The organism is Halovenus salina (genome assembly GCF_026410925.1).
GTDB classification, from domain to species: Archaea; Halobacteriota; Halobacteria; order Halobacteriales; family Haloarculaceae; genus Halovenus; species Halovenus salina.
Genome location: NZ_CP112972.1, coordinates 1630784 through 1653275, shown reverse-complemented (window position 1 = coordinate 1653275; position 22492 = coordinate 1630784). Strand labels below are relative to the sequence as shown.

Annotated in this window: 22 protein-coding genes; 10 read left to right on the top strand and 12 right to left on the bottom strand. The window is 63.9% G+C overall.

What is annotated here, in order from left to right; all coding sequences use genetic code 11:
- Window positions 1–5 precede the first annotated feature (5 nt).
- A complete protein-coding gene (locus OSC37_RS08340) occupies window positions 6–1835 on the bottom strand; it encodes an L-lactate permease (RefSeq protein ID WP_368409575.1) in 1830 nt (609 codons plus the stop codon).
- A gap of 291 nt (window positions 1836–2126) precedes the next feature.
- Window positions 2127–3080, bottom strand: coding sequence for a D-2-hydroxyacid dehydrogenase (locus OSC37_RS08335; protein WP_368409559.1), 954 nt, complete (start codon window positions 3078–3080; stop codon window positions 2127–2129).
- Window positions 3081–3505: 425 nt separating this feature from the next.
- Between OSC37_RS08335 and OSC37_RS08330 the strand changes: the two genes are divergently transcribed.
- Complete coding sequence (locus OSC37_RS08330; protein WP_267164121.1) at window positions 3506–5338, top strand: PINc/VapC family ATPase; 1833 nt, start codon at window positions 3506–3508, stop codon at window positions 5336–5338.
- A gap of 2 nt (window positions 5339–5340) precedes the next feature.
- On the opposite strand, the gene OSC37_RS08325 is transcribed toward OSC37_RS08330, so the two are convergent.
- Both OSC37_RS08325 and OSC37_RS08320 read right to left on the bottom strand, forming a co-directional pair.
- Window positions 5341–5604 (bottom strand): winged helix-turn-helix domain-containing protein, encoded by a 264-nt coding sequence (locus tag OSC37_RS08325; protein WP_267164120.1) that lies wholly within the window; start codon window positions 5602–5604, stop codon window positions 5341–5343.
- 85 nt (window positions 5605–5689) lie between these two features.
- Window positions 5690–6121, bottom strand: a complete 432-nt coding sequence (locus tag OSC37_RS08320) for a hypothetical protein (RefSeq protein WP_267164119.1) — start codon at window positions 6119–6121, stop codon at window positions 5690–5692.
- A gap of 126 nt (window positions 6122–6247) precedes the next feature.
- Here OSC37_RS08320 and OSC37_RS08315 point away from each other — a divergent pair, with 126 nt between their 5' ends.
- Window positions 6248–6598 carry an EMC6-like membrane protein gene (locus tag OSC37_RS08315; RefSeq protein WP_267164118.1) on the top strand — a complete coding sequence of 117 codons (351 nt, stop codon included), beginning with the start codon at window positions 6248–6250 and terminating at the stop codon, window positions 6596–6598.
- Window positions 6599–6600: 2 nt separating this feature from the next.
- A complete protein-coding gene (locus tag OSC37_RS08310; RefSeq protein WP_267164117.1) occupies window positions 6601–8430 on the top strand; it encodes a ribosome biogenesis/translation initiation ATPase RLI in 1830 nt (609 codons plus the stop codon).
- Here the strand turns inward: OSC37_RS08310 and OSC37_RS08305 are convergent, their stop codons facing one another.
- A complete protein-coding gene (locus OSC37_RS08305) occupies window positions 8431–9396 on the bottom strand; it encodes an NADPH:quinone reductase (RefSeq protein ID WP_267164116.1) in 966 nt (321 codons plus the stop codon).
- A gap of 156 nt (window positions 9397–9552) precedes the next feature.
- On the opposite strand from OSC37_RS08305, the gene OSC37_RS08300 reads away from it, so the two are divergent.
- Genes OSC37_RS08300 through OSC37_RS08290 form a run of 3 tightly spaced genes read left to right on the top strand, consistent with a single transcriptional unit; the run spans window position 9553 to window position 10582 of the window.
- A complete protein-coding gene (locus OSC37_RS08300) occupies window positions 9553–9708 on the top strand; it encodes a hypothetical protein (protein ID WP_267164115.1) in 156 nt (51 codons plus the stop codon).
- Between the two features lie 39 nt (window positions 9709–9747).
- Window positions 9748–10143 (top strand): DUF7322 domain-containing protein, encoded by a 396-nt coding sequence (locus tag OSC37_RS08295; RefSeq protein ID WP_267164114.1) that lies wholly within the window; start codon window positions 9748–9750, stop codon window positions 10141–10143.
- Between the two features lie 13 nt (window positions 10144–10156).
- Window positions 10157–10582: a DUF7346 family protein gene (locus OSC37_RS08290; protein ID WP_267164113.1), complete on the top strand. Its 426-nt coding sequence runs from the start codon at window positions 10157–10159 to the stop codon at window positions 10580–10582.
- Here the strand turns inward: OSC37_RS08290 and rad50 are convergent.
- From rad50 to OSC37_RS08270, 4 genes are read right to left on the bottom strand one after another with little or no spacing between them, the layout of a single operon-like run.
- Window positions 10579–13275 (bottom strand): DNA double-strand break repair ATPase Rad50, encoded by a 2697-nt coding sequence (gene rad50, locus OSC37_RS08285; RefSeq protein WP_267164112.1) that lies wholly within the window; start codon window positions 13273–13275, stop codon window positions 10579–10581. The two genes, OSC37_RS08290 and rad50, sit on opposite strands and share 4 nt — an antisense overlap.
- Window positions 13272–14453, bottom strand: a complete 1182-nt coding sequence (gene mre11 / locus OSC37_RS08280) for a DNA double-strand break repair protein Mre11 (protein WP_267164111.1) — start codon at window positions 14451–14453, stop codon at window positions 13272–13274. The genes rad50 and mre11 overlap by 4 nt, the downstream gene beginning before the upstream one ends.
- A gap of 58 nt (window positions 14454–14511) precedes the next feature.
- Window positions 14512–14937 carry a disulfide bond formation protein B gene (locus OSC37_RS08275; RefSeq protein ID WP_267164167.1) on the bottom strand — a complete coding sequence of 142 codons (426 nt, stop codon included), beginning with the start codon at window positions 14935–14937 and terminating at the stop codon, window positions 14512–14514.
- 21 nt (window positions 14938–14958) lie between these two features.
- On the bottom strand, window positions 14959–15216 hold the full coding sequence (locus OSC37_RS08270; RefSeq protein ID WP_267164110.1) for a MarR family transcriptional regulator: 258 nt from the start codon (window positions 15214–15216) through the stop codon (window positions 14959–14961).
- Between the two features lie 143 nt (window positions 15217–15359).
- Here OSC37_RS08270 and pan1 point away from each other — a divergent pair, with 143 nt between their 5' ends.
- The gene (gene pan1 / locus OSC37_RS08265; protein ID WP_267164109.1) at window positions 15360–16571 is read left to right on the top strand and encodes a proteasome-activating nucleotidase Pan1; all 1212 of its coding nucleotides are present in this window, start codon (window positions 15360–15362) and stop codon (window positions 16569–16571) included.
- Between the two features lie 60 nt (window positions 16572–16631).
- Complete coding sequence (locus OSC37_RS08260; protein ID WP_267164108.1) at window positions 16632–17390, top strand: PHP-associated domain-containing protein; 759 nt, start codon at window positions 16632–16634, stop codon at window positions 17388–17390.
- Here OSC37_RS08260 and OSC37_RS08255 read toward each other — a convergent pair.
- The 3 genes from OSC37_RS08255 to OSC37_RS08245 all read right to left on the bottom strand — a co-directional run bounded on the left by OSC37_RS08255 (window position 17384) and on the right by OSC37_RS08245 (window position 19919).
- On the bottom strand, window positions 17384–18157 hold the full coding sequence (locus OSC37_RS08255; RefSeq protein WP_267164107.1) for an endonuclease/exonuclease/phosphatase family protein: 774 nt from the start codon (window positions 18155–18157) through the stop codon (window positions 17384–17386). The genes OSC37_RS08260 and OSC37_RS08255 overlap by 7 nt on opposite strands.
- A gap of 64 nt (window positions 18158–18221) precedes the next feature.
- A complete protein-coding gene (locus OSC37_RS08250) occupies window positions 18222–18407 on the bottom strand; it encodes a hypothetical protein (protein WP_267164106.1) in 186 nt (61 codons plus the stop codon).
- A gap of 99 nt (window positions 18408–18506) precedes the next feature.
- A complete protein-coding gene (locus tag OSC37_RS08245; RefSeq protein WP_267164105.1) occupies window positions 18507–19919 on the bottom strand; it encodes a ribonuclease FAU-1 family protein in 1413 nt (470 codons plus the stop codon).
- An 89-nt stretch (window positions 19920–20008) separates the two neighbouring features.
- On the opposite strand from OSC37_RS08245, the gene OSC37_RS08240 reads away from it, so the two are divergent.
- Together OSC37_RS08240 and OSC37_RS08235 are read left to right on the top strand one after the other, a co-directional pair.
- Window positions 20009–20569 carry a DUF7097 family protein gene (locus OSC37_RS08240; protein WP_267164104.1) on the top strand — a complete coding sequence of 187 codons (561 nt, stop codon included), beginning with the start codon at window positions 20009–20011 and terminating at the stop codon, window positions 20567–20569.
- 76 nt (window positions 20570–20645) lie between these two features.
- Complete coding sequence (locus tag OSC37_RS08235) at window positions 20646–22262, top strand: gamma-glutamyltransferase family protein (protein ID WP_267164103.1); 1617 nt, start codon at window positions 20646–20648, stop codon at window positions 22260–22262.
- Window positions 22263–22492: the final 230 nt, after the last annotated feature.

The following is a 22492-nucleotide window of genomic DNA, read 5'->3' as shown; positions in this document are numbered from 1 at the left end:
GTCGTTCACGGTTGGGTGCCAGTACACGTAACTCTTACACCGCCTGCCCAGAAGACTCCGGTGAAAATGACAAAGGAAAATAACATCGTCAACAGCCCCACCCCAGTGGCGTAGTACAACAGCGGAATCAGGTTCAGCCGCATGATACGCCCCTCCTGGCCGACCAGACCGACGGTCGCCAGCGCCGCAACGACGTTGTGGATTGCCACCAGATTCCCCATCGCGCCGCCGACGGCCTGTGCACCGACGACGAGCTGGGTGGGAACGTCGATTTGCTGGGCAACGGTGAACTGGAACTGCGAGAAGGTAAGATTCGAAACGGTGTTTGAGCCGGTCATCGCCGCGCCGAGCGCGCCGACGAGCGAGGCAATCGCCGGATAGACGTTCCCGAGGGTGTCGGCAGTCGCCACCGCGAGCACCTCGATCATGTTTGCGTTCTTCCAGATGTCGGCCGCTCCGGACGCGAGAACTTCAGGTGGTGCTGTCCCGTTGAGCATCCCCTCGATGCCGTAGTAGGTGCCGGCGTTGAGCATTACCTGCACCATCGAGATGACGAACACGAGCGCAATCAGGGGTGCGACGAGCTTCTGTCCGGCCTCCTTCCAGGCCGCCGCAATCTCGTCGCCGGACATCCCGAAGATGAAGATGGCGGCGATTGCGCTGAGAAACAGCCAGAATCCGGGGACGTTGACCAGCCCGATATCCGACCCCAGCGCCTCGTAGCCCAAAATTGCGTCCCATTCGAGGATGACGCCAAAGGCGAACTCGCCGAGGCCGTCGACGGCGACCGAGACGGTGTTGTCGCCGTTGCTGATTGCGTCCGAAATCGGGTCGACCGCGCGCGTGACGACCAGCAACACAACGAGGATAATGTACGGCGACCACGCCTTCAGCAGTGACATCTCTCGGTCGTCGTCGCGCGCCATCTCCTCGCCGCCGGGTTCGATGTCGCCGACCCAGTGGTCGGCCCACCGGTCGCGCTCGGGGAACTCCCACTCGTCGTCGGGCACCAGATAGCCCGCGTTGAGGAGGCCGACGGTCACGGTCCCGCCGACCATTGCGCCGATGAGCGAGGGGAACTCGGCGGTGATGAACCACGCCGACACCCAGTAGGGGACGACAAACGAGACGCCGGCCACGAGCGCGAGCGGGACGACCTCGCGGGTCGGTTCGAGCGACCGCTCCTCGCCGAAGAAGTACGTCACCATCGCGACCGCCATCAGCGGCATCAGGAAGCCGACCAGTGCGTGGTAGGTCGCCGCCCAGGCTGCGACCTCTTGGGAGAACTCGGTCACCTCGAATCCGCCCTCTGCGAGTGCCTCGGGGTAGCGACCCTCGGCAAAGGGTGCCTCGATACCAACAATAATCGGGGTCCCGACTGCGCCATAGGTGACGGCGATGACGTGGCCGATGAGCGCCGCGATGACCGCCGCGAGCGCCGGAAACCCAAGCCCGAGCAACAGCGGTGCGACGACCGCCGCAGGCGTTCCAAAGCCTGCCGCGCCCTCGATGAACGTCGCCATGAAGAATCCGAGCAGGATAATCTGGACTCGCCGGTCGGCTGAAACCGCTGCGAATCCCTTGTTGATGCGGTCGAGCGCGCCCGCCTGTAACATCGTATACAGCAAGACGAGCGCCCCGGCGACGATGAACAGAATCTCCAGCGCGGTGATGACGCCTACCAACGAGGAGGCTGCCAGCCAATCGACCGGCAGCCCCCAGACGACGAAGCCGACGACAAGCGCGATGATCCACGCGACGGGCATCGCCCGCGTCGCCGACCACAGCAGACCGACCAACAGGACGGCCGTCGCCAACAACGGCAACGCCGCCATCACCAACTCGACGCCGCCGGCCTCGCCCGCACCGGGGATGGCGTCGCCGCCGGTCGCTGCCAGTGCCGGTATGACTGCTCCACTCATGTGTTACCCTCCTGTCGCCGATTACCGACTCGCCGCTGTCGGTTCCGGCTGTTACCGGTCCTGTCCTGTGGCCGTGAGAGAGCCGTCTGTCGCTGCGTACCTGTCATCAGATAGCATATCACAGAACGGAATGATGTATTTTATCCCCCCGTGTTCCGTGGCCCGTTTATACCGACGCAGAAAACAACGGTCGACTGTTCTCTCTCAGACGACTCTGTTTTCGAGGTTGTCGACGTCGCCGTTGAGAAGTCGGTCGACGTTCCGTTCGAGAATCGCACCCCGGCGCTCGAAGTACTCCGGCGAGTAGCCGGAGTTGTGCGGCGTGATGGTGACGTTGTCCATCGCCCACAGCGGGTTGTCCTCGGGCAGGGGCTCGGGGTCGAACACGTCGAGTGCCGCGCCGCCGATGCGGTTCCAGCGCAGTGCCGAGACGAGTGCCTCGGTGTCGACGACCGGGCCGCGGGCGATGTTCACCAAGATCGCGTCGGTGTGCATCGTCTGGAAGACACCCTCGTCGATGAGTCCTTCGGTGGCATCGGTCAACGGACACGCGAGAACAACGTATTCCGCGCCGTCGACGGCCTCGTGAATCCCGTCGAAGCCGTAGACCTCGTCGGTCGGCCCACCCTTCTCGGGGGTGTACCGGACGCCGACGGTCTCCATGCCGAAGGCGTCGAGTCGCTCTGCGGCGGCCGTCCCGATGGCTCCCATGCCGACGATAGCGACCCGCGAGCCGTGCAGGTCACGGGTCTGGTAGCTGCGCCACTCGCGGCGTTCCTGCTGGCGGCGCGCTCGCCCAAACCGCTTTGCGTGGTGGATCATCGCACCGACGATGTACTCAGAGATGTTCGGTCCGTGAACACCCGAGGCGTTCGTGACGGCGACGCCGTGGTCCTCGAACGCCTCCAGGTCGAGATGACCCGTGCCCGCGAAGACACAGGCAAACAGCTTCAGGTTCTCGGCGATCTCGAGGTCTTCCGGCGAGAGCTCAAACCCTGTGACGATGTCGGCGGTTCGCAGCCCTTCCTGTTCCTCGGCCGGGGTCGTGGCCTCCCGGACCGTGTGTTCGGGGAACTGCTCGGCCAACAGTTCGGCGTAGCCGCTGCCGTCCATCCCGTGTATCTTCTGGCGGATGACGAGAATCTCCATACGACCCATACGCAGAGGGGGTGAAAATGTCTATCGACCTCTCGCCGCTGGTTCGCGCCCGCTGACAGCTACGACGGCGAGAAACGCCCGGCGTCTGCGGCCGGACGGCTGGGCGCTGTTCAAATAAGCACCGACCAACGAGTCAGTTTCTCCCGGCCAATCAGCCGAATCTTGGTGGATTGAAAGGGCGAGGCGCTCTCGGCGAACCCCGGCGACGTAAGCACCACAGCGACCGGAGGGAGCGAGGAGCGCAGCGAGTGTTCCGCGAATACCATGAGCGGAACGACGAAAGACGAGCGGCGCGAGTCTTTCGGAACGCGGGAGTCGAGAGCGTCGAGGGCTTTCTCTGTCTCAATCGATACCGTGATTCCTTCTCTAAACACTACCGGCGGCCGCATCCGGAGGCTTATCAATCACCGCGAGCAAGCTAGCGTATGGAAATTGTCCCGGATACGAGCGTCGTCATCGACGGCCGGGTGTCCGAGCGCGTCGAGGAAGGCGAGTTCGCGGGCGCGACCGTCGCGGTTCCGGAGGCGGTCGTGGGCGAACTCGAATCGCAGGCAAACGATGGCCGTGAAACCGGCTGGGAGGGTCTCGAAGAGCTGCAGCAACTCGTCGAACTCGACGAAGCGGGCACCATTACCGTCGAGTACGTCGGCCGGCGCGCCGCCAGCGCCGAGAAACGCGACGCCGACGAGGGCGATATCGACGCCCTCATCCGCGACATCGCAGCCGAGCGCGAGGCCCAACTGGTCACCAGCGACGAGGTCCAGGCCGAGGTCGCCCGCGCCAAAGGGTTCGAGGTGAGCTATATCGAGCCCCGCGAACGCGAGTTCGAGGTCCTCGATATCGAGGACTTTTTCGACGAGACGACGATGAGCGTCCACCTCAAGGTCGGCGTCGCGCCGATGGCAAAACGCGGCGACATCGGCGAGATGGCCTACGAGACCATCGACGAGCAATCCCTGACCGAGGGTGACCTGCGCGAGTATGCCGCCGACATCGAGGACGGTGCCCGCATCAGCCCCGATGGGTTCGTCGAACTCGACGAGCCCGGGATGACCATCGTCCAGTTCAAAGACTACCGCATCGCCATCGCTCGTCCGCCCTTCAGCGACGGGATGGAGATTACTGCCGTCCGGCCAATCGTCAAGACAACGCTCGACGACTACGAGTACGCCGACGACCTCCGCGAGCGCCTGCTCGAACGACAGCGCGGCGTGCTCATCTCGGGGTCGCCCGGAGCCGGTAAATCCACCTTCGCCCAGGCGGTCGCGGAGTTCCTGACCGACGCCGACTTCGCGGTCAAGACAATGGAGAAACCACGGGACCTCCAGGTCGGCCCCGAAATCACGCAGTACACCGAACTTGGGGGCCAGATGTCGAAGACGGCGGACTCGTTACTGATGGTCCGCCCCGACTACACCATCTACGACGAGGTCCGCAAGACCGACGACTTCGAGGTCTTCGCAGACATGCGCCTGGCCGGTGTCGGGATGGTTGGCGTCGTCCACGCCACCCGGGCTATCGACGCCTTGCAGCGGCTCATCGGACGCGTCGAACTGGGCCTGATTCCTCAGGTCGTCGACACCGTCGTCTACATCGAGGCCGGCCGCGTGACGAAGGTCTACGACGTCCAGACCGAGGTGAAAGTCCCCGAGGGACTGATGGAGGAGGACCTCGCCCGGCCGGTCATCATGATTCGCGACTTCGAGACCGACCAGACCGAGTACGAGATTTACACCTTCAACCGACAGGTCGTCACCGTTCCTGTCGGTGAAGGGGGTGGAACCGACGACTCGGGCGTCGACCGCATCGCCAAACAGGAGATCGAACGCGAGATCCGCTCGGTCGCCCACGGCCACGTCGAGGTGGACCTCCGGGGACCGGATACGGCTGTCGTCTGGGTCGAGGACGACGACATCTCGGCGGTCATCGGCAAGGGCGGCGGACGCATCTCGGATATCGAGAACCGCCTGGGTATCGATATCGACGTGCGAACGCTAGAGGAGCGCCCAAACACCGCCGACACCACCACCGGGGGTGCCGGCATGGCTGTCACGCCAGAAATCACATCTCGACACGTCATCATTCCGATGGAGGGCCACGCCGGCGACACTGTCGAGGTCCAGGCAGACAGCGAGTACCTCTTTACCGCGACAGTCTCTCGGGGCGGCGAGATTCAGGTCTCCCGAGGGAGTGCAATCGCCGAAGAACTGGAGAAGGCAATCGACCACGGACGAACAATCACCGTGGTACCGTCCTGAGGTCAGTCCGAGACCGCGGCTTCGGGTTCGACGACCTCATCGGTGATCTCGTAGAGGTTTTGTCGTGCGTCTGCAAAGTAGACATCCTCCTCGATAACGTCGATTTCCTCGAGGCGTTCGAGCGCGTATCGAACGGTCCGGGCCGATAGCATCGACTCCTGGACGATTCCTTTCTGTGTCAGGGGCCCGTTGTATTCGAGCACCTTGTAGACGAGCTTCGCGCTCGGAGGCAGGTCCGCGATGCCCTCCTCGTCGGATTCTGTCATCGGCTCATTGTATTGGCGCACGCTGTATAAAGATTGAGGGATTAGGTTCGTGACCCTGTCTCACCGGCGGAATCGACGCCGGCGTCTACTCCGAGGCGGGTCCCTCTGTCTCACTCTCCTCGCTGTCGGCGACAGTTCCTGTCGGGAAGATACTATATCCTAGCCCAGCGGCCACGGCTGCGAGGACGGCATACAGCAGACCAACGGTGAAGTAGTCGTGACCCAGTAGGGCGGTGGCCGCGATGATTGCGCCGGTCCCGGCCAGATACAGCGCGTAGAGCAGGAGTGCGGTGCCGGTTGCACCGCCGACACTCGTCACCGTCGACTCGGGGTCGCGTACTGTATCCAGTGCTGCCCAGCCGATGAGGACGACCGCGCCGACCGCGTTGCCCAGTATCGCCCGGAAGACGTCGCCTCCCCGAACCAGGTCGATGACGAACAGGACTGCCGTGCCTAGAAACAGCACGAGCCCGAACAGGAACAGCCACGGCGACGCACCGTCGGTCGACTCTGTCATCGTCGTATCTGTGCGCCGACGGGTCATAAATTGGTCGTCAGCGGCGCGTTCGGCTGGCTGTCTGTGCGTGGCAACGGCCGGAGCCGGAACGAACGGCTTTTTAGGACGGGTGGCGGACGCTTGTGTATGGCGACAGAGACGGGCGAGGGACCAACCGAAGACGTGTCCGACGAGGATACGACAGAGAGCCCCTTCAGCGACTACGAGCGAAGCGCAATCGTCACCACCGGCGCGACGCTCGCGGGCATGGCCGCCGCGTTCGTCTCCGAACTCTACATCGGGGACCCACAGGACAACACGGCGCTGTTGCTCGTCCTCGCTGCGATGTTGGTCCAGTTCCCGATTTACCGTTTCATCGGACTCGATGTCGACGATTTCGGCATCAAAGGGAACCTCTACATCGCGTTGATGACGTTTATTCTGTGGTTCTTGACGTGGGGTATCATCCTGACAACCGGCGCGGTTGATGCACTCTAATCATGGCAGATGACAGTATCGCGGTCGTCGACCTTGAACAGTGCCAGCCCGACAGGTGTAACTACGAGTGTGCCAACTTCTGTCCGCCAAACCGGACGGGAAAGGAGTGTATCACTACTCGCGACGAGCGCTACGACGAGGGTGAACCGTACCAGGGGACCGAAGACCAGGTCTGGATTTCCGAGGAAATCTGTCTCGGCGAGTCCTGTGGTATCTGCGTCGAGAAATGTCCCTTCGACGCGATTCAGATTCTGAACCTCCCACAGGAACTCGACGAAGAGCCGGTCCACCGCTACGGCGAGAACAGCTTTGCCCTCTATGGCCTTCCCGCACCCGAGGAGGGACGTGTTACCGGTATCCTCGGGCCCAACGGTATTGGAAAGACGACCGCGGTTCACATCCTTGCGGACGAACTCACACCGAACCTCGGGGAAATCGGCACCGAATCCGGCTGGGACGCCGTCCTCGACGCCTACCGCGGGACGGCACTCCAGGAGTACCTCGAAGCAATGCGGGACGAGGAGATGACCGTCGCGCGCAAACCCCAGTACGTCGACCAGATTCCGGACCAGTTCGACGGTGCGACGCGGACGCTTCTCGAACAGACTGACGAACGGGACGTGCTCGACGACCTGGTCGACCGGCTCAATATCGGTCCCGTCATCGACCAGGACATCGATACGCTCTCGGGTGGCGAACTCCAGCGAGTCGCGCTGGCGGCGACGCTGGCTCGGGACGCCGACTTCTATTTCCTCGACGAGGTAACTCCCTATCTCGACATCAGCCAGCGGATGACCGCCGCCCGTCTCATCCGTGAACTCGCCGAAGACGAGGGGCGGTCGATGCTCGTCGTCGAGCACGACCTGGCTATCCTCGATTTGCTCGCTGACGCCATCCATATCGGCTACGGCCAGCCCGGAGCCTTCGGCATTATCACGCCGCCGAAATCGGTCAAAAACGGCATCAACGAGTACCTCTCGGGCTATCTCGAAAACGAGAACATGCGCATCCGCGAGACGGACATCGAGTTCGAGGAACACGCCCCTGCCACGAACTCGACGGGCCAGACGGTCATCGAGTACCCTGCGCTCGAAAAGAGCTACGGCGACGGCGAGTTCTCGCTGTCGGCCGACTCCGGCGAGATACGCGAGGGCGAGGTTCTGGGCGTCGTCGGTCCCAACGGTATCGGGAAATCGACGTTCGCGAAACTGCTCGCAGGCAAACTCGACTCCGACGAGGGGACAGTCGATGCTGACCTCGATATCGCCTACAAACCCCAGTACATCGATATCGACCAGCCAATGCGCGTCGACGCGTTCCTCTCCTCGATTACGAACGACTTCGGCTCGTCGTACTGGACGACCGAGATTGCCCAGCCTCTGCAGCTCGACCCCATCATGGAACAGAACCTCACTGACCTCTCTGGGGGCGAGCGCCAGCGCGTCGCAATCGCTGCCTGCCTCTCGAAGGACGCCGATCTCTATCTGCTCGACGAGCCTTCTGCACACCTCGATGTCGAACAGCGGGTGCGGGCCACTTCGGCCATCCGGCGCTACGCTGAGCACAACGACGCAACGGCGATGGTCATCGACCACGACATCTACGTGATTGACCTGCTCTCGGACCGGCTGCTCGTCTTCGATGGAGAGCCGGCCGTCCAAGGCCACGTGACCCCACCACAGGGGATGCGAGAGGGGATGAACGAGTTCCTCTCGAACCTCGAAATCACCTTCCGACGGGACGAACGCACGTCTCGGCCCCGTATCAACAAGCCCGGCAGTCAGCTCGACCGCGAGCAGAAAAACGCCGGCGAGTACTACTACGCACCCTGATTACGGTTCGACGACGAGCTTCCCGACAATGGAGTCTTCTATCACCGCACGCTGGGCCTCACCCGCCTCGGCGAGGTCGTAGCGGCTGGCGATTTCGACCGAGAGCTTGCCGCTTGCCATCAGGTGGGCAACGCCCGACAGCACTGCCTGCAGGTCCGGCGCGTTGAACAGGCTCATGAACTGGTAGCTCACGTCCTTCGAGCGGGCGGCACCGACGGCGTCGAACCCTGGCGTGGGGTTGTTCTCGCCGATGCCGACGACGCGACAGCCCTCGCGTGCAACCTCGGCGTCGAACTGGAGGTAGTCGTCGAGGCGGTGGTCCAGAACGACATCGACCCCGCCGTTGGTCGCCTCGACGACGGCCTCCTCGAGGTCCTCGCGCCCGTAGTCGAGGACGGTCTCCGCGCCGAGGTCGGCGAGCGTGTCGTGATATTCGGGGGCAGCGGTCGTGACGACGCGTGCGCTGACGGCGGCCCCGAGCTGGACGGCCGCGTGGCCGACACCACCTGAGCCGCCGTGGACGAGACAGTGCTCTGCCGGCTTGAGTCCCGCGTGGCCGATTAGTGCGCGCCAGGCGGTCCCCGCGACGACACCCGCCGCACCTGCTTCGTCCATGGCAACTGAGTCGGGAATCGCGACCACCTGGCTCGCGGGAGCGGTTGCGTACTCGGCGTAGCTGCCCTGATGGGAGCCGTTTCCGATGCCCGTTCCGAACACCCTGTCGCCGACGGACAGGCGGTCGACGCCATCTCCGACTGCGGCGACGGTGCCGGCGAAGTCGACGCCCGGAGTGAAGGGGACGGCGACCGGCGCGTACGACCCGTCACGGAAGTAGGTGTCGACGGGGTTGACGCCGGCGGCCGCCACCTCCACGAGGACCTCGCCGTCCGCTGGGGTCGGCCGGTCGACTGTCTCGACATCCAGTACCTCGGTACCACCGTGTTCGTGCAGTCTGACTGCGTCCATGGGGTCTGTGTGAGTCCCTATCATCCTATAGCTACCGGGTTCTGGTGTCTGCTGTTCGTCGACAGTTGGTCCATCCCTCGAAGAAATTCAGCTATCTGACCAGAGCGAGTGACACTTATGAGCAGGCTTTTTTGATTAGGGCCCTGGGTACCGGTAATGGAGTGGAAACGCGTGACGCCGCCGGCACAGTTGCAGTCGTGTTCCTGTGGCTGCGAGTACGTCGACGAGAAGCCCGACGGGCTGGTCAAGCTGTACCGCTGCTCTGACTGTCACACGATTCTCGGCGACCTGACGATGGGTCACGAGCCCTAAATCCGAACGGACTTTGCCCTCGCCGCTCTAGAATCTCCCGTGACCGACGAGGACCGCCTCAGCGACCTCGACGAGCCGCTCCCGGAGGACCGCCGCTCGGACGGTGGGGTGAGCGATATCGGGGTCGACGCGCCGCGGCCAAAACGGCCGACTGCGGAGGTATCGACGCCCCGCACACAGGAGTTGCGCTCCAAGTCGGCGGACGCAGACCCTGATCTCAAGCGGCTGTTCTGGAAGCTCGTTGCGCTGTATAAGGTCGCTATTCTCGGTCTCGTCTTCGGTGTCGTCCTGTCGGTCTTTGGTTCACACCCGACCCGCGGACCGGCACTCGTCGTCGGCGGAGCGGTCTTGCTCGTCTACGCGCTGGTACTCACTCGGCGCGGAAAGGCACGTCTCGACGCCGGTGAGTTCGAGAGGACGGAGGATTCGACATGATTCGGAGGCGACGATGACACGCCGGACTGTCGAGGACGGCGACGGCACTCGCTACCTCCTGCTCAAGCGCTCGGAGGAGTCGAGTCTTGTCCGGAACCCCGAAACCGGCGAGCGCTGCCACCTCCCGAACGAGGAGCTGTCGGTCGTCGACGACGTTGCGACGACCGAGACGGTCCTGACGGGGATTCCCGACGAGGTAATCTCGTTGCTCACCGCCGTCCACGAGGAGCGGGCGCTCGCGCTGTTGGTCGAACTCGACGAGGAGGGGCCGATGAGCGTCCGCGAGCTTCTGTCTGCCTACGATTTCTGTGAGAGCGACCTGCACGGAATGGTCGCCGAGCTACGCGCGGCCGGTCTGGTCACAGAGACGACCGTCGCCGGCGAACGCGGCTACGAGACGACCCCACAGGCAAGTGAGGCACTCGCCTCGCTCGTCTAGTCGCTACCCGCAGCGAGCACCTGCTCGTCGATTCCCTGGAGGTTCTCCAGCCGTTCGACCGTCGAGCGATTGGTCGTCGAGTCCTTCCTGACTGTCACCAGGGTGTCGGCCGCATCGATTAGTTCCTCGTCGTGGCTGACGACCAGAATCTGCTCGACGCCGAGGTCGTACATCGCGTCGATGAGTTCGACCAGCTGGGAGACGTGTCCCGCGTCGAGAAAGACCGTCGGCTCGTCGAGGATGAGCGGCGGCATCGGCGCGGTCCCCTCGATACCCTCGGCGAGCAGCCGGTAGATGGCACACCGCAGGCTGAGGTTAAACAAGGCGCGCTCGCCGCCCGAGAGCTGCTCGGGGTCGAGCTGTTCGCCGTCTTTCTGGAACACCGTCAGCCGGTACTCGCCGTCGACCTCGATGCGCGAGTAGGTGTCGTTCTCGTAGACCAGCTCGAAGGTCTCGTTCAACAGGCGTTCGAGGCTCTCGACGTTGCGCTGGCGAAGCTCCGAGCGGAGCGTCCGATACATTTCTTCGAGCTGTTCGGCCTCGTCGTACAGCGAATCGAGCCGCTCGACGGTCTCGCGCAGCTCCGCCTGGCGCTGGCGTAGCTCCTCCATCGCCTCTATCTCGGTCTCGATGCCTCCGAGCTTCCCCTGGAGGGCCGCCAGCCTGTCTTCGAGCTCTGCGAGCGTCTCGGCGACCTCCTCCAGGTATGCGTCGGCTTTCTGTTTCTGTTTGCGGGCCTGTTCGATGCGGTCCTCGTCGAACTCCTCGCGGAGGTCGCTCCGGCGCTCGCGTAGCTCGCCCAGCCGCTCGCGGCGTTCGTCGTTGACCTCCTCTCTCTCCGCGCGCTGGCGCTGCAGGCTCTCGCGCTCCTCTTCGAGTCCGGTAATCGCTTCGAGGACGTCGAGCAGTGTTTCGAGAGTGTCGCGGCGCTCGCTTAGTTCGGCTTTCTGCTTGTTCGCCGCTGCAATCTCCTCTTTGCACTCGGTGGCCTGTTTGCGGGCCTCCGTGGCTCTCTCTCGGCTGGCCTGTGCTTCCTCCTCGCTCTCGGCGGCCTCCTCGCGGAGCCGTTCGATGCGCTGGCGTTTCTCCTCGATTGTGTCCTCGCGCTCGTCGAGTATCTGGTCGAGGTTCTCGCGGTCGGATTCGAGGCGCTCGATTTCTGATTCGAGCGTTTCGAGCTCTTTTGCGCGTTCGAGGTCGTCGTCGCGCTCTCGCTCACGGGCCTCGGTGTCGTCGAGTTCGGCTTCGAGTTCCGTGACGTGCTCGCGACGCTCGTCGATATCCGACACGTGGGGTGATTCCTCGACTGGCTGACCACATTCGGGGCACTTGCCCGCCTCCAGCAGGGACTCGGCCTCCGCGATGCGCTCGCGTTCGTTGTCGAGTTCGGCCGCCAGCGCGGTTCGGCGCTCGCGAATCTCCCCAAGCTCCTCGGCAATCTCTTCGCGGTACGCGCTCGCCTCGCCGACTCCGACCGGTGCGTTGTCGAAGGCCGCGCGCTTCTCCTCGATCTCCGTGGTCATCTCGTCGAGCCGTTCGCGGCGCTCGGCCAGCTTCGCCTCTGTTTCGCTTACCTCTGTTGCCAGTTCGTCGGCTTCTGTGCGCTTCTGTTCGGCGGTCGATTCGAGCTCGTCGGCCTCGCTTGCGAGGCGTTCGGCCTCGTTGTCGTGTTCCGTTTTCGTGACGCTCAGCTCGCGAATCTCCTCTGTCACCTCCTCTATCTCGGCCTCGACGGCCTCGATACGCTCGCTGACGCGAGGCGCGAGCTCGTTACCGGCCTCGATGCCGAGGGTGTCGACGAGGTCGTCACGCTGCTTGCGTGTCTCGGTCAGCTCTTCCCGGCACTCGCTTGCGCGTTCGGCGAACTCTTCGCGCTCGCGCTCGGTCTCCTGAATCCGTTCGCGGAGTCCGTCGATATCCTCCTCGACCTCCGCCAACTCCGCCCGTTTCTGTTCGTAGGTCTCGATAACCTCGGCTGCCTCCTCGCGGCTCTGCTCGGCCTCGGACTGGTTCTGTTCGTACCGTTCAATCTTGGATTCGACCTCCGAGAGCTCTGTCTCGACCGCGTTGCGCTGCTGGTGGAGGCCTTTGTCCTCTTTCCCTTCGAGCTGTTCGTCGACCTCTGTGAGTGCGCCCTGTTTGTCGTCTCGCACTCGGCCGACACCGACGCGGGCATCACTCGCGCGGTCGCGGTACTCTTCGAGCTTGCCCAGCTGGAGAAGGTCGTCGAGGGTGTCCTGACGGACCGACGGCGAGGCATTGATGAGCTTGTTGACCTCGCCCTGCCGGACGTACGCGCAGTTGACAAACGCCTCTGTGTCCATCCGGAGCATCGACGTGACGCGGCTTCGCACGTCGGTTGCGCCCTCGGTGGTCCCGCCTGGACCCTCCAGCACGCACTCTGCGGTCCGGGCGTCGCTGCCGGTGGCCCGGATTCGTCGTCTGATGTGGTAGGAGTCGCCGCCGTGGGTGAAATAGAGTTCGACGACTGTCTCCTCGGCCCCGATAGTAACGATTTCGTCGAGGGTCGTATCGAGCGCCCGCGAGCCGTACAGCGCGAAGAAACACGCCTCCAACAGCGAGGACTTCCCGCTGCCGTTCAGCCCGTGGATGACCGTCACGCCGCTGTCGAGACGCAACTCCGCGTCCTCGTAGCACTTGAAGTTCTGGAGCCGGATTCGGTCGAATCTCATCGGTAGTCCTCCATCGTGACCTGCCCATCGGCGGTATCGCTCTCGTCGTCGCTCTCTTCTACGCCTTCGAATACGCCGTCGTCAGAGTCGATGACCTCCGTGACACGGCGTTCGACGGCGTCGGCGACGTTCGAGTCCGGCACTTTGCTGGCCCGGACTGTCTCGTCGAGTTCGCGGGCAGCGGGGCTCAACCCGAGCTCCTGGACGCGCTCGCGGACCGCCTCGTCCGGGTCGGCGAAGCTGACCTCGGTCTCTGTCTCCTCGTTCAGCTCGCGCCCGTCGTTGACTCTGGTGACGAGCGCGCCCCGTTCCTCGGCGAACTCCTCGATGCCGGCCGGCATCACCTCCTCGCCCTCGCCGCTGACGGTGACGATGACGACGGCGTCTGTCACGTCGTACTCCTCGATGCGCTCGCGGATGACGCGACTCCCTTCGCCCTCCTTGAGTTCGACGTCAACGAAGACAAAGTCCCGCGTGTCGAGTCCGCGCCGGCGGATGTCGACGCCCTCGTCGAAGGCCACGAGGTTATAGCCGCGCTCGTCGCGCTCGCTCGCGCTCGCGCGCTCAGTCGACCCGCAGTAGGTGAGCCACGCCTCGGTCGGCTCCTCCAGTTGCTTCGTCTGTGGCGTGTGGTCGTCGCCGAGCAACATCGCGTCGAAGTCGACAGGCGACGCTTCGAGTACCGCCCGTGCGTCCCAGTCCCCGTGCTCGAAGGGCTCGAACAGGCCGTGTGAGACGAGCGCGGCGTGCTCGTCGTCGTGGTCGGCGAAGTCGTAGTCGTAGCTCTCTCGACGGGAACGGGGAACGAAATCAAGCCCGTAGAAGGCGGTGTTTCCGACAGTCACGGGTGTCGACCCGAGTCGCGTCGCCAGCCCCATCGACTCGAAGAGGTCGAGCCACTGGCGGTTCCGTTTCGATTCGTGGTTGCCGACGATAGCCAGAAACGGCACGTCGGCGTCGTCAAGAATCCGCAACACCGACATCGCGCCCATGATGTCAGACAGCGTCGGCGTGCGGTCATGAAAGAGGTCGCCCGCGTGGACGACCGCGTCCACGCCGTCGTCGACAGCGTCCTCTGCGACCTGCTCGAAGGCCGTCGTGAAATCCTCCCGGCGAGCAGGCCGGTGATACTGCTGGTAGCCCAGGTGCGTATCACCCGTATGGAGTATCCTCGTCATTGTCTGCCGGTAGGAGTGGCCCTCCTAAATGGATTCGGAGAGCACCGCGAAAGTGAAACTAGCGGCGGTCGGCCCGTGCGACGACCAACCCGGCGGCCACGAGTTCGAATGCCGTCAGCGAGAGCCGCGGAATCGTGAACAACCCGAGCCCCCGCCAGACGACCCCGGTACAGCCGCCGACCGTACACGTCGAGGACACCGCGTCCGGGGCAACCTGGATGAACGTATGGGAGCCCGCGACCCCGAGGCGGAGCACCGAGAGCGGGAGTCCAGACTTCCAGACACTAGTGTTTCCTTCGTAGGCAGCGACGCCCAGGACGACGACAAGGGGATACATGAGGATGGGCTGGTACCAGCACAGCTCACAGGGGAGGTAGTTCACCACCTCGGCGAAATAGAGGCTACCGACTGCCGCGACGGTTGCGACGACGGGACAACCAGCCAGAACCCGCCGAACCCTGAGTAATGAGTTGGCAAGACGCAGTATAACGGTGCTGGCCTCTCGTTATTCGGCCAGCGTGTAGACTCGTTTGCGGGCGTCGACAAACGAGAACCGCGAATCGACGACGCCAGCGTCTTCCAGTCTGGTCAGCGCGTACCGGACCGTCCGGGAGGGCAACAGCGTCTCCTCGGCGAGTTCGCTCTGTGTGAGGGTGTCGTTGTACTCCAGTACCTTCGCGACGAGTTTCGCACTCGGGGGCAGCTCCTGAAGCTTCTCGTGGCTCGATTCTGTCGGACTGTGGACCGTCTCTGAGGTGCTCATCGTATACAGTTCTGTGTGATGCTGACTAATAATATTTACTACATAGATATATTATCTTGAGTTATTATATCGCACGTTTCGGCCGTCTCAGAAATTGAGCAGTACCCGAAACCTCTTATTAATGAAAGCGCTATAGTAGTGTAATGACCGACACCGTGGACGATGTCGATCTACCGTACGACGAAGACACGTCCAAACAGGAGAAGATAGAATCGCTCGAAGAGCGCGTGGATGTGCTTGAGTCCCAGAACGAGGAGATGCGGGACAAGCTGCTCGATGCAAACGCTGAGAATAACAAATACCAGCAGAAGCTAGAGCGGCTGACCCACGAAAACAAGAAGCTCAAGCAGTCGCCGCTGTTTGTCGCCACGGTCCAGGAAATCACCGACGACGGCGTCATCATCAAACAGCACGGCAACAACCAGGAGGCGCTCACCGAGGTCACCGAAGAGATGCGGGAGGACCTCGAACCGGACGCCCGCGTCGCCGTCAACAACTCGCTTTCTATCGTCCAGACCCTCGACGACGAGACCGACGTGCGCGCTCGTGTCATGCAGGTCGACAGGAGTCCGTCGGTTACCTACTCTGATATCGGCGGCATAACCGACCAGATTGAGGAGGTCCGCGAGACCGTCGAGATGCCCCTCAAGAGCCCAGAGATGTTCGGCGACGTGGGCATCGAGCCGCCCGCCGGCGTCCTCCTGTACGGTCCGCCAGGGACGGGGAAGACGATGCTCGCCAAGGCCGTCGCCAACCAGACCGACGCCACGTTCATCAAGATGGCAGGCTCCGAGCTCGTCCACAAGTTCATCGGCGAGGGTGCGAAGCTGGTCCGGGACCTCTTCGAACTCGCTCGCCAGCACCAGCCGGCGGTCATCTTCATCGACGAAATCGACGCGATTGCCGCAAAACGGACCGACTCGAAGACCTCGGGCGACGCGGAAGTCCAGCGGACGATGATGCAGCTGCTCGCCGAGATGGACGGCTTCGAGGACCGCGGCGATATCCGCATCATCGCCGCCACCAACCGCTTCGACATGCTCGACCGCGCTATCCTCCGCCCCGGTCGGTTCGACCGCCTCATCGAGGTGCCAAAGCCAAACGGCGAGGGCCGCGAACAGATTTTCAAGATTCACACCCGGTCGATGAACGTTACCGACGACGTCAACTTCGCGGCGCTTGCGGAGATGGTCGAGGACGCATCCGGTGCCGACATCAAGGCTATCTGTACCGAGGCCGGGATGTTCGCCATCCGGGACGACCGGACCGAGGTCCGGATGGAGGACTTCGAGAACGCCCACGCGAAGATTCAGCAGGAGGAGACCGACGACGAGGTCTCCCGGACGTTCGCCTGACGGCCGTTTCTGCGCTCCAGTCCGAAATACACTATACGGCGTCTGCCGAATACTCGTGCAATGACAGCTGCTGTGTCGACGCGGGTCGACCTCCACGTCAAGATACTCAACGACGAGGTCGTCCGGCGGGCGAAGCAGGCCGACCTCGATGTTCTTGTCTACGCCCCACATTTCACTCATCTCTCCGATATCCGGGAGCGTGCTCGCGCGTACTCTGACGAAGAGCTGTTGGTTGTCCCTGCTCGGGAGTGTTTCGCTGACCGCTGGAACCGCCGGCGACACGTACTCGTCATCGACCCCGACGAGCCGATTCCGGACTTTCTGACCTTCGAGGCGACAATGACCGAAATCGAGCGCCGCGGCGAGACGGTACTCGGCCCTCATCCGGAGTTTCTCACGATGAGTCTCGGGGCCGACGACCTCCGGGAGTATCGGGATGCTTTCGACGCCGTCGAGGTATTCTGCCCGAAGAACTGGTGGTTTCACACCCGCCGGATGAAATCGATTGCGAGCGACCTCGACTTGCCGACTTACGTCTCCTCGTACAGCCACCTCCCGACGACGATTGGTGAGGCATGGGTCGAGTTCGAGCGCGCCATCACGAGCCCCGAGGAACTCGCGACAGCGCTGGCTGACGGGGCCCAGCGACGGTGTTACCGCAACGACGGCCTTGCACACCTGCTCAAGCGCCGCGCCGAGTTTGCACACCTCTCGAAGGAGAACTCCTGGGACAAGTTCGCCCGTGTCGTGCTCAAAGACGACGAGCCGACTAACCCCTCCCGGTACGACGAACGGTTTGCCGAGGACGTGGCTTACTGAGCGGGGTCGAACTCCATGACGATTGGCCGGTGGTCCGACACCTGCACGTCGAGTACCTCACACCGCGAGACAGGCATCTCTGCGGGGGCGATGAAGAAATCGAGCGTCCGCGTGTCCGTCACGACGCCGTCGAGCGGGCGCGGCGGGACCGTCTCGCCGGGGTTGTAGACCGTCAGGTCGGTGTCTTCGAAGGCGGCGCGGACCTCGTCGAGGCCGTTGTACGTGTTGAAGTCGCCGGCGACGACCGGGTTCTTGCGCCCGCTCACCAGCGCGGCGAGCTCGTCGAGTTGGCTTCGCCGTGCCCGGCCGCTCATCGCCAGATGCGTGTTGAAGATATCGACCTCGGGTGTCGAGACCTCGATGACGAGCCGTTTCGGCCCCGTTTCGAGGTAGTGGGTCGTCGTCTCGTAGCCGTCGCTGACGAGGACGCCGTTGGCGAGGTGCTGGAGAACGGGCATCGAGGGAATGACGCCGCCGTCGCCGTATTTTGTCGCCGCGTACGGCTGATAGACGAGCCCGCGCTGGTCGAGTCGACCGGCGATATCTGTGACCTGACCGTCTGTCCGGGTACGCAGCGAGCCCTGGTCGACTTCGACGAGGCCGACCACGTCGGGCTGTTCGTCGCTGATGAGGTCGACCAGCTGCGAGATGGCGTTCTCCTCGGCGCGTTTGCTGCCGACGAGTCCCCTGTGGGGGCGGAGGACGTACTCGTGGTATGCGCCTTCGTAATCGAGGAGGTAACCGGCGTTACACGACAGGAGCTTCATTTACTACTACCAGTAGCTACTGCACTGGTGCGGTTAAATACTGTGTCTGTCGGTCCACGGGCTGTCAGGACCCACCGAGCATCCGGTAGCGGATGCCAAGATAGACGAGTATCAGGCCGAGCGTCAGCGCACCGGCCATCTGGCCCGCCTGCGCCGCGATGACGAGCGCCACTGCGTTGAGCGCGATGCCGACGAGATAGACCACTCGCAGCGTCCGAGCTGGTATCGACGAGGCGGTCTCCTCGCTCATGCGATGACCATATGCGGCTTCAGGACCCGCGGGCAAAAACGACTTTCATTCCGACGGTCGGTTTACCACTGTCGGAGCCTCAGATAACGCCGCCGGCTGTCACAGCGACTTCGCAATCGCGGCGGCGACCGTCCGGGCCTTCTCGGCGAGGGCCGTCGAGATATGGCCGGCCTCGACGGCCGCGTCCAGTTCGTCGTCGTCGACGCGTTCGACAGTTCCGTCTGCGTGTTTGACCACGTCGACGTGGAGGTCGACGTACCGGACTGCGTCGGGAAACACCTCGACTGGCGTACAGACGTTGACGTACGTGCCCCGCGTCTCGCCGTCCTCGCCCCGGTAGACCGTCGGATACCACCACCGTCCCTCCTTGAGCTTCGTGACTGCAACGTCGCCAGCCTGTCGCTCGACGCCCAGCGCGTCGTATGTGCCGCCGGGTGACATCTGTCGTCTGACGGTCACCTGGCCGTCGTCGGTGCGTTCGGTCACCTCGCCGGCTCCGAGGTCGAACAGTCTGCCGTCGGGCTTGCCGTGGTCGATGCGGACCGAATCCCCCTCCTGTGGGCCGAACTGGTCGGTCACGACAGTGAACGGAAAGTCCGATTTGGTGTCGCCGAGGTCATCACACAGCGCCTCGACGAAATCGACGGCCGCACTCGCCGCGTTCGTCCCGGCTTTGGTGCGGTGGTGGCCGGGCATCGTCGGGACGGCCTCCCGGCGAATTCCATCGAGTGCGAACCGAGACTCGCGGCCGAACCAGACCCAGTGGGTCGCCTCGCCCGGCCAGTAACAGCCCGGAGCGACGCCCTCGACTGGCTCGGCGTCATCGAGTGCGTCGTCAACGCCCTCTGCCCGCTCGCCCAACTGTTCGAGTACGTCACCCAGCGCGTCCAGGCCGGCATCGTCGGCGCTTCTGTCCCACTCGACGCCCCAGCCCGTCGGTGGATCGACCGGCAGAATCTCGGCCAGCTCGGGGCCGCCTCCGCCTGTCGACCGCCCTCTGACGAGCGAGGCGAGCCCGCCGTGAACCCGGACAGTCGTCTCCAGCACCGGCCGGCCACCGCTCCAGGGTGCTCGCGGTTCGTCTACCTGCACGCGCAGCGTGTCCCCCTCCTCGACGTGACCGCTCGTCTTCGAGTACGGGAGAAACCCCTGTGTCTCTCCGGCGACCGGCAGGTCGTTGCCGGCCTCGACGCCGCCACAGTCGATGACTGCGCCGCTGCCGAGCGTCTCGACGACCTCGCCGGCGAAGACTGCCCCCTGTGGGAGCCGTGCCTGCCAGACGAACGTGTCACGGCCGAGTTCGTCCAGTTGTCGGGCTATGTCGCCGACTCGCTCGCCTGTCCCCGTGAGACAGACACCCTGTCTGTCGTCGGTTGTCGTGACCGACGCCGCGGCCGGTTCGGGGGGAAACTCCTCGTCGAACCGTCGCTGAATCGGCGGCGAGGCCTGGACAACCTCCTCGAACAGTGCGGTCAGCGCCGTCGTGTAGATGCCGCGAATCCGGACTGTCATTGCCACACGGTGTGGTCCCGAGGGGTATAGCTCCCGTGTTTCCCCTCCCGCCGCAAAACGCTGAAACCACTGGCCTGCCTGGCAGCAATATGGAAAAAACCGAGGCGGGAACGACCGTCGGCGTCGACGACCCCTACGCCGTCGTCGACCGCTGTGACTATCTCACCTCCGAGGGCAGGTGCCGGTATGCCGTCGAGCACGGCGACCGTGACCCCGAGTTCGCCGCCGAGCGTCGCAGCGAGGAGTTCCGGTGCCCGGTCGCAGGCGACCCCGACGAGGACGGACCCTCTGGCCCGTGGGAGTGGGCCGACTGTCCTCACTTCCGGTGTCGGAGCCACGACCGTGAGTGTGTCCGCTGTGGCCTCACCGAGGAGCGGATGGCACACGACGACGAGCGCCCGCTGCTTGAGGAACATCACCTCTCGTATGCCGACAGTTCGGGTGCGGGCTCTGGCGAGACGAGCCACGAGATTACTGTCTATCTCTGCCGGTGGTGTCACGCCAAGGTCCACGGCTCTTGGGCGCGTATCGACGACGATGCGAGTCCCGACCCGGAGGCCGTCGCCGAGCGCGAATCTCGACGGGCTCGCCAGGAGGACGAACTCTCTTTCGAGACCGCGACCGAGCGCTTCGACGACCGAGAGGAGTGACACCCTGGCGGGCCGTTCCTGTCGTCTGTACGGAAGGTAGCTCAACATCTTTGATGACGAGGCTCCAACCCGGCCTATGGACCCGGATATCGACAGCTTCGACTCGCGTCGGTCGACAGTCTACGCGCCAAACGGTGTCGTCGCCACCAGCCAGCCCCTCGCGGCAGAGGCTGGCGTCGAGATACTGCGCGACGGTGGGAACGCCTTCGACGCTGCCGTCGCCACCGCAGCCGCGCTAAACGTGGTCGAACCCACGAGCACCGGTCTCGGCGGTGACGTCTTCGCCTGCTACCGCACCGCCGACGGTGAGGTGGGCGCGATGCGAGCCTCCGGCGGTGCGCCCGAGGCGGCCACAATCGAGGGCGTCCGCGAGCGGGTCGCCGGAGAGGACGAGGCCCCCGCAGACGTCTCGATGCCGATGCACGGTCCCCACACCGTCACCGTCCCCGGCACCGCCCGCGGCTGGGAGGCGACCGTCGAAGAGCTCGGTCGACTCTCGCTTGCGGACGTACTCGACCCTGCAATCGGCTACGCACTCGACGGCTACCCCGTTACCGAGGTCGTCTCGGCGCAGTGGCAACACGCCGAGGAGCTTTTCGAGGACGACCACGCCCGCGAGGCCTACCTCTTCGACGGCGCGGCTCCGGACGTGGGTCAGACCGCCCGACTCCCGCGGCTTGGCGAGTCGATGCAACAGATTGCCCAGGAGGGCGCTGACGCCGTCTACGAGGGCGCTATCGGCGAGGAAATCGTCGAGGAACTCCAGGACAAGGGTGGGTTCATGACGACTGACGACCTCGCGGCCTTCGAGGTCGAGTGGCCCGACCCGCTGTCGACGACCTACAACGGCACCACGATATTCGAGCTCGGCCCTCACAACCAGGGCCAGCTCGCGCTCGAAGCGCTCAACATCGCCGAGGAAATCGGGGCCGGCGACCACTCGTACGACTCCCCCGAACGCGTCCACGCCTTCGCCGAGGCGATGAAACTCGCCTTCCACGACGGCCACTACCACGTCACCGATCCCGAGTACGAGAACGTCCCCCCACTCCACTCGAAGGAGTACGCCCGCGAGCGCGCAGCAAAAATTGGCGATTCCCCCATCTCGGACGTCGACGTTGGAACGCCCGGGGCGACCGGCGAGGACGCTGACACCGTTCTCCTCTGTGTCGCCGACGACGAGGGCAACGTCGTCTCGTACATCAACTCCCGGTTTGCCGGCTTCGGGAGCGGCCTCGTCGCCGGCGAGACGGGTATCGCTCTCCAGAACCGCGGGGCGTCGTTCTCGCTGGACCCGGACCATCCCAACAGCCTCGAAGGCGGGAAACGGCCCTTCCATACCCTCGTGCCCGGCCTGGCAAAGCTCGGCGAGGACGACTGGCTCGCCTTTGGCGTGATGGGTGGATACATGCAACCGCAGGGGCACGTCCAACTCATCTCGAATCTCGTCGATTACGAGATGCCACTGCAGGCTGCACTTGACGCGCCACGGTGGCGCTACCGCGAGGAAGGGACACTTGCCGTCGAAGAACACATGCACGAGGGCGTGCCGACCAAACTCGCACGCAAGGGACACGACGTGCGTGTTCTGTATCCGGGACTGTTCGGTGGCGCACAGGCAGTCAGGAACAACGAGGGGACGCTTTCGGGTGCAACTGAACCCCGGAAGGACGGACAGGTCTCGGGGTACTGACGACGGTCAGCTTCTCGTTCGATTATAGGCGGAACAGGCGCAATACCACGCCGTTCACGGCGTGGATACGCGCCGTCACTCAGAGATGCAAATTACCGTCTTTGCGCCTGTCCTGAGTTTCAGACGGAGAAAGTTAAGTGACAGGCCGTCCTATTGTAAGGTAGGAATCGGTCGGAACGGAGCGGATTCCGAACCGTCCTGCGGAGGCGGCCTGTCCGCCCACGAAACGA

Excerpts from the sequence above, each read along its gene's own strand:
- OSC37_RS08340 (WP_368409575.1), bottom strand. The coding sequence starts at position 1,835 with ATGGCGGCGTTGCCGTTGTTGGCGACGGCCGTCCTGTTGGTCGGTCTG.
- OSC37_RS08335 (WP_368409559.1), bottom strand. The coding sequence starts at position 3,080 with ATGGGTCGTATGGAGATTCTCGTCATCCGCCAGAAGATACACGGGATG.
- OSC37_RS08330 (WP_267164121.1), top strand. The coding sequence starts at position 3,506 with ATGGAAATTGTCCCGGATACGAGCGTCGTCATCGACGGCCGGGTGTCC.
- OSC37_RS08325 (WP_267164120.1), bottom strand. The coding sequence starts at position 5,604 with ATGACAGAATCCGACGAGGAGGGCATCGCGGACCTGCCTCCGAGCGCG.
- OSC37_RS08320 (WP_267164119.1), bottom strand. The coding sequence starts at position 6,121 with ATGACAGAGTCGACCGACGGTGCGTCGCCGTGGCTGTTCCTGTTCGGG.
- OSC37_RS08315 (WP_267164118.1), top strand. The coding sequence starts at position 6,248 with ATGGCGACAGAGACGGGCGAGGGACCAACCGAAGACGTGTCCGACGAG.
- OSC37_RS08310 (WP_267164117.1), top strand. The coding sequence starts at position 6,601 with ATGGCAGATGACAGTATCGCGGTCGTCGACCTTGAACAGTGCCAGCCC.
- OSC37_RS08305 (WP_267164116.1), bottom strand. The coding sequence starts at position 9,396 with ATGGACGCAGTCAGACTGCACGAACACGGTGGTACCGAGGTACTGGAT.
- OSC37_RS08300 (WP_267164115.1), top strand. The coding sequence starts at position 9,553 with ATGGAGTGGAAACGCGTGACGCCGCCGGCACAGTTGCAGTCGTGTTCC.
- OSC37_RS08290 (WP_267164113.1), top strand. The coding sequence starts at position 10,157 with ATGACACGCCGGACTGTCGAGGACGGCGACGGCACTCGCTACCTCCTG.
- rad50 (WP_267164112.1), bottom strand. The coding sequence starts at position 13,275 with ATGAGATTCGACCGAATCCGGCTCCAGAACTTCAAGTGCTACGAGGAC.
- mre11 (WP_267164111.1), bottom strand. The coding sequence starts at position 14,453 with ATGACGAGGATACTCCATACGGGTGATACGCACCTGGGCTACCAGCAG.
- OSC37_RS08270 (WP_267164110.1), bottom strand. The coding sequence starts at position 15,216 with ATGAGCACCTCAGAGACGGTCCACAGTCCGACAGAATCGAGCCACGAG.
- pan1 (WP_267164109.1), top strand. The coding sequence starts at position 15,360 with ATGACCGACACCGTGGACGATGTCGATCTACCGTACGACGAAGACACG.
- OSC37_RS08260 (WP_267164108.1), top strand. The coding sequence starts at position 16,632 with ATGACAGCTGCTGTGTCGACGCGGGTCGACCTCCACGTCAAGATACTC.
- OSC37_RS08255 (WP_267164107.1), bottom strand. The coding sequence starts at position 18,157 with ATGAAGCTCCTGTCGTGTAACGCCGGTTACCTCCTCGATTACGAAGGC.
- OSC37_RS08250 (WP_267164106.1), bottom strand. The coding sequence starts at position 18,407 with ATGAGCGAGGAGACCGCCTCGTCGATACCAGCTCGGACGCTGCGAGTG.
- OSC37_RS08245 (WP_267164105.1), bottom strand. The coding sequence starts at position 19,919 with ATGACAGTCCGGATTCGCGGCATCTACACGACGGCGCTGACCGCACTG.
- OSC37_RS08240 (WP_267164104.1), top strand. The coding sequence starts at position 20,009 with ATGGAAAAAACCGAGGCGGGAACGACCGTCGGCGTCGACGACCCCTAC.
- OSC37_RS08235 (WP_267164103.1), top strand. The coding sequence starts at position 20,646 with ATGGACCCGGATATCGACAGCTTCGACTCGCGTCGGTCGACAGTCTAC.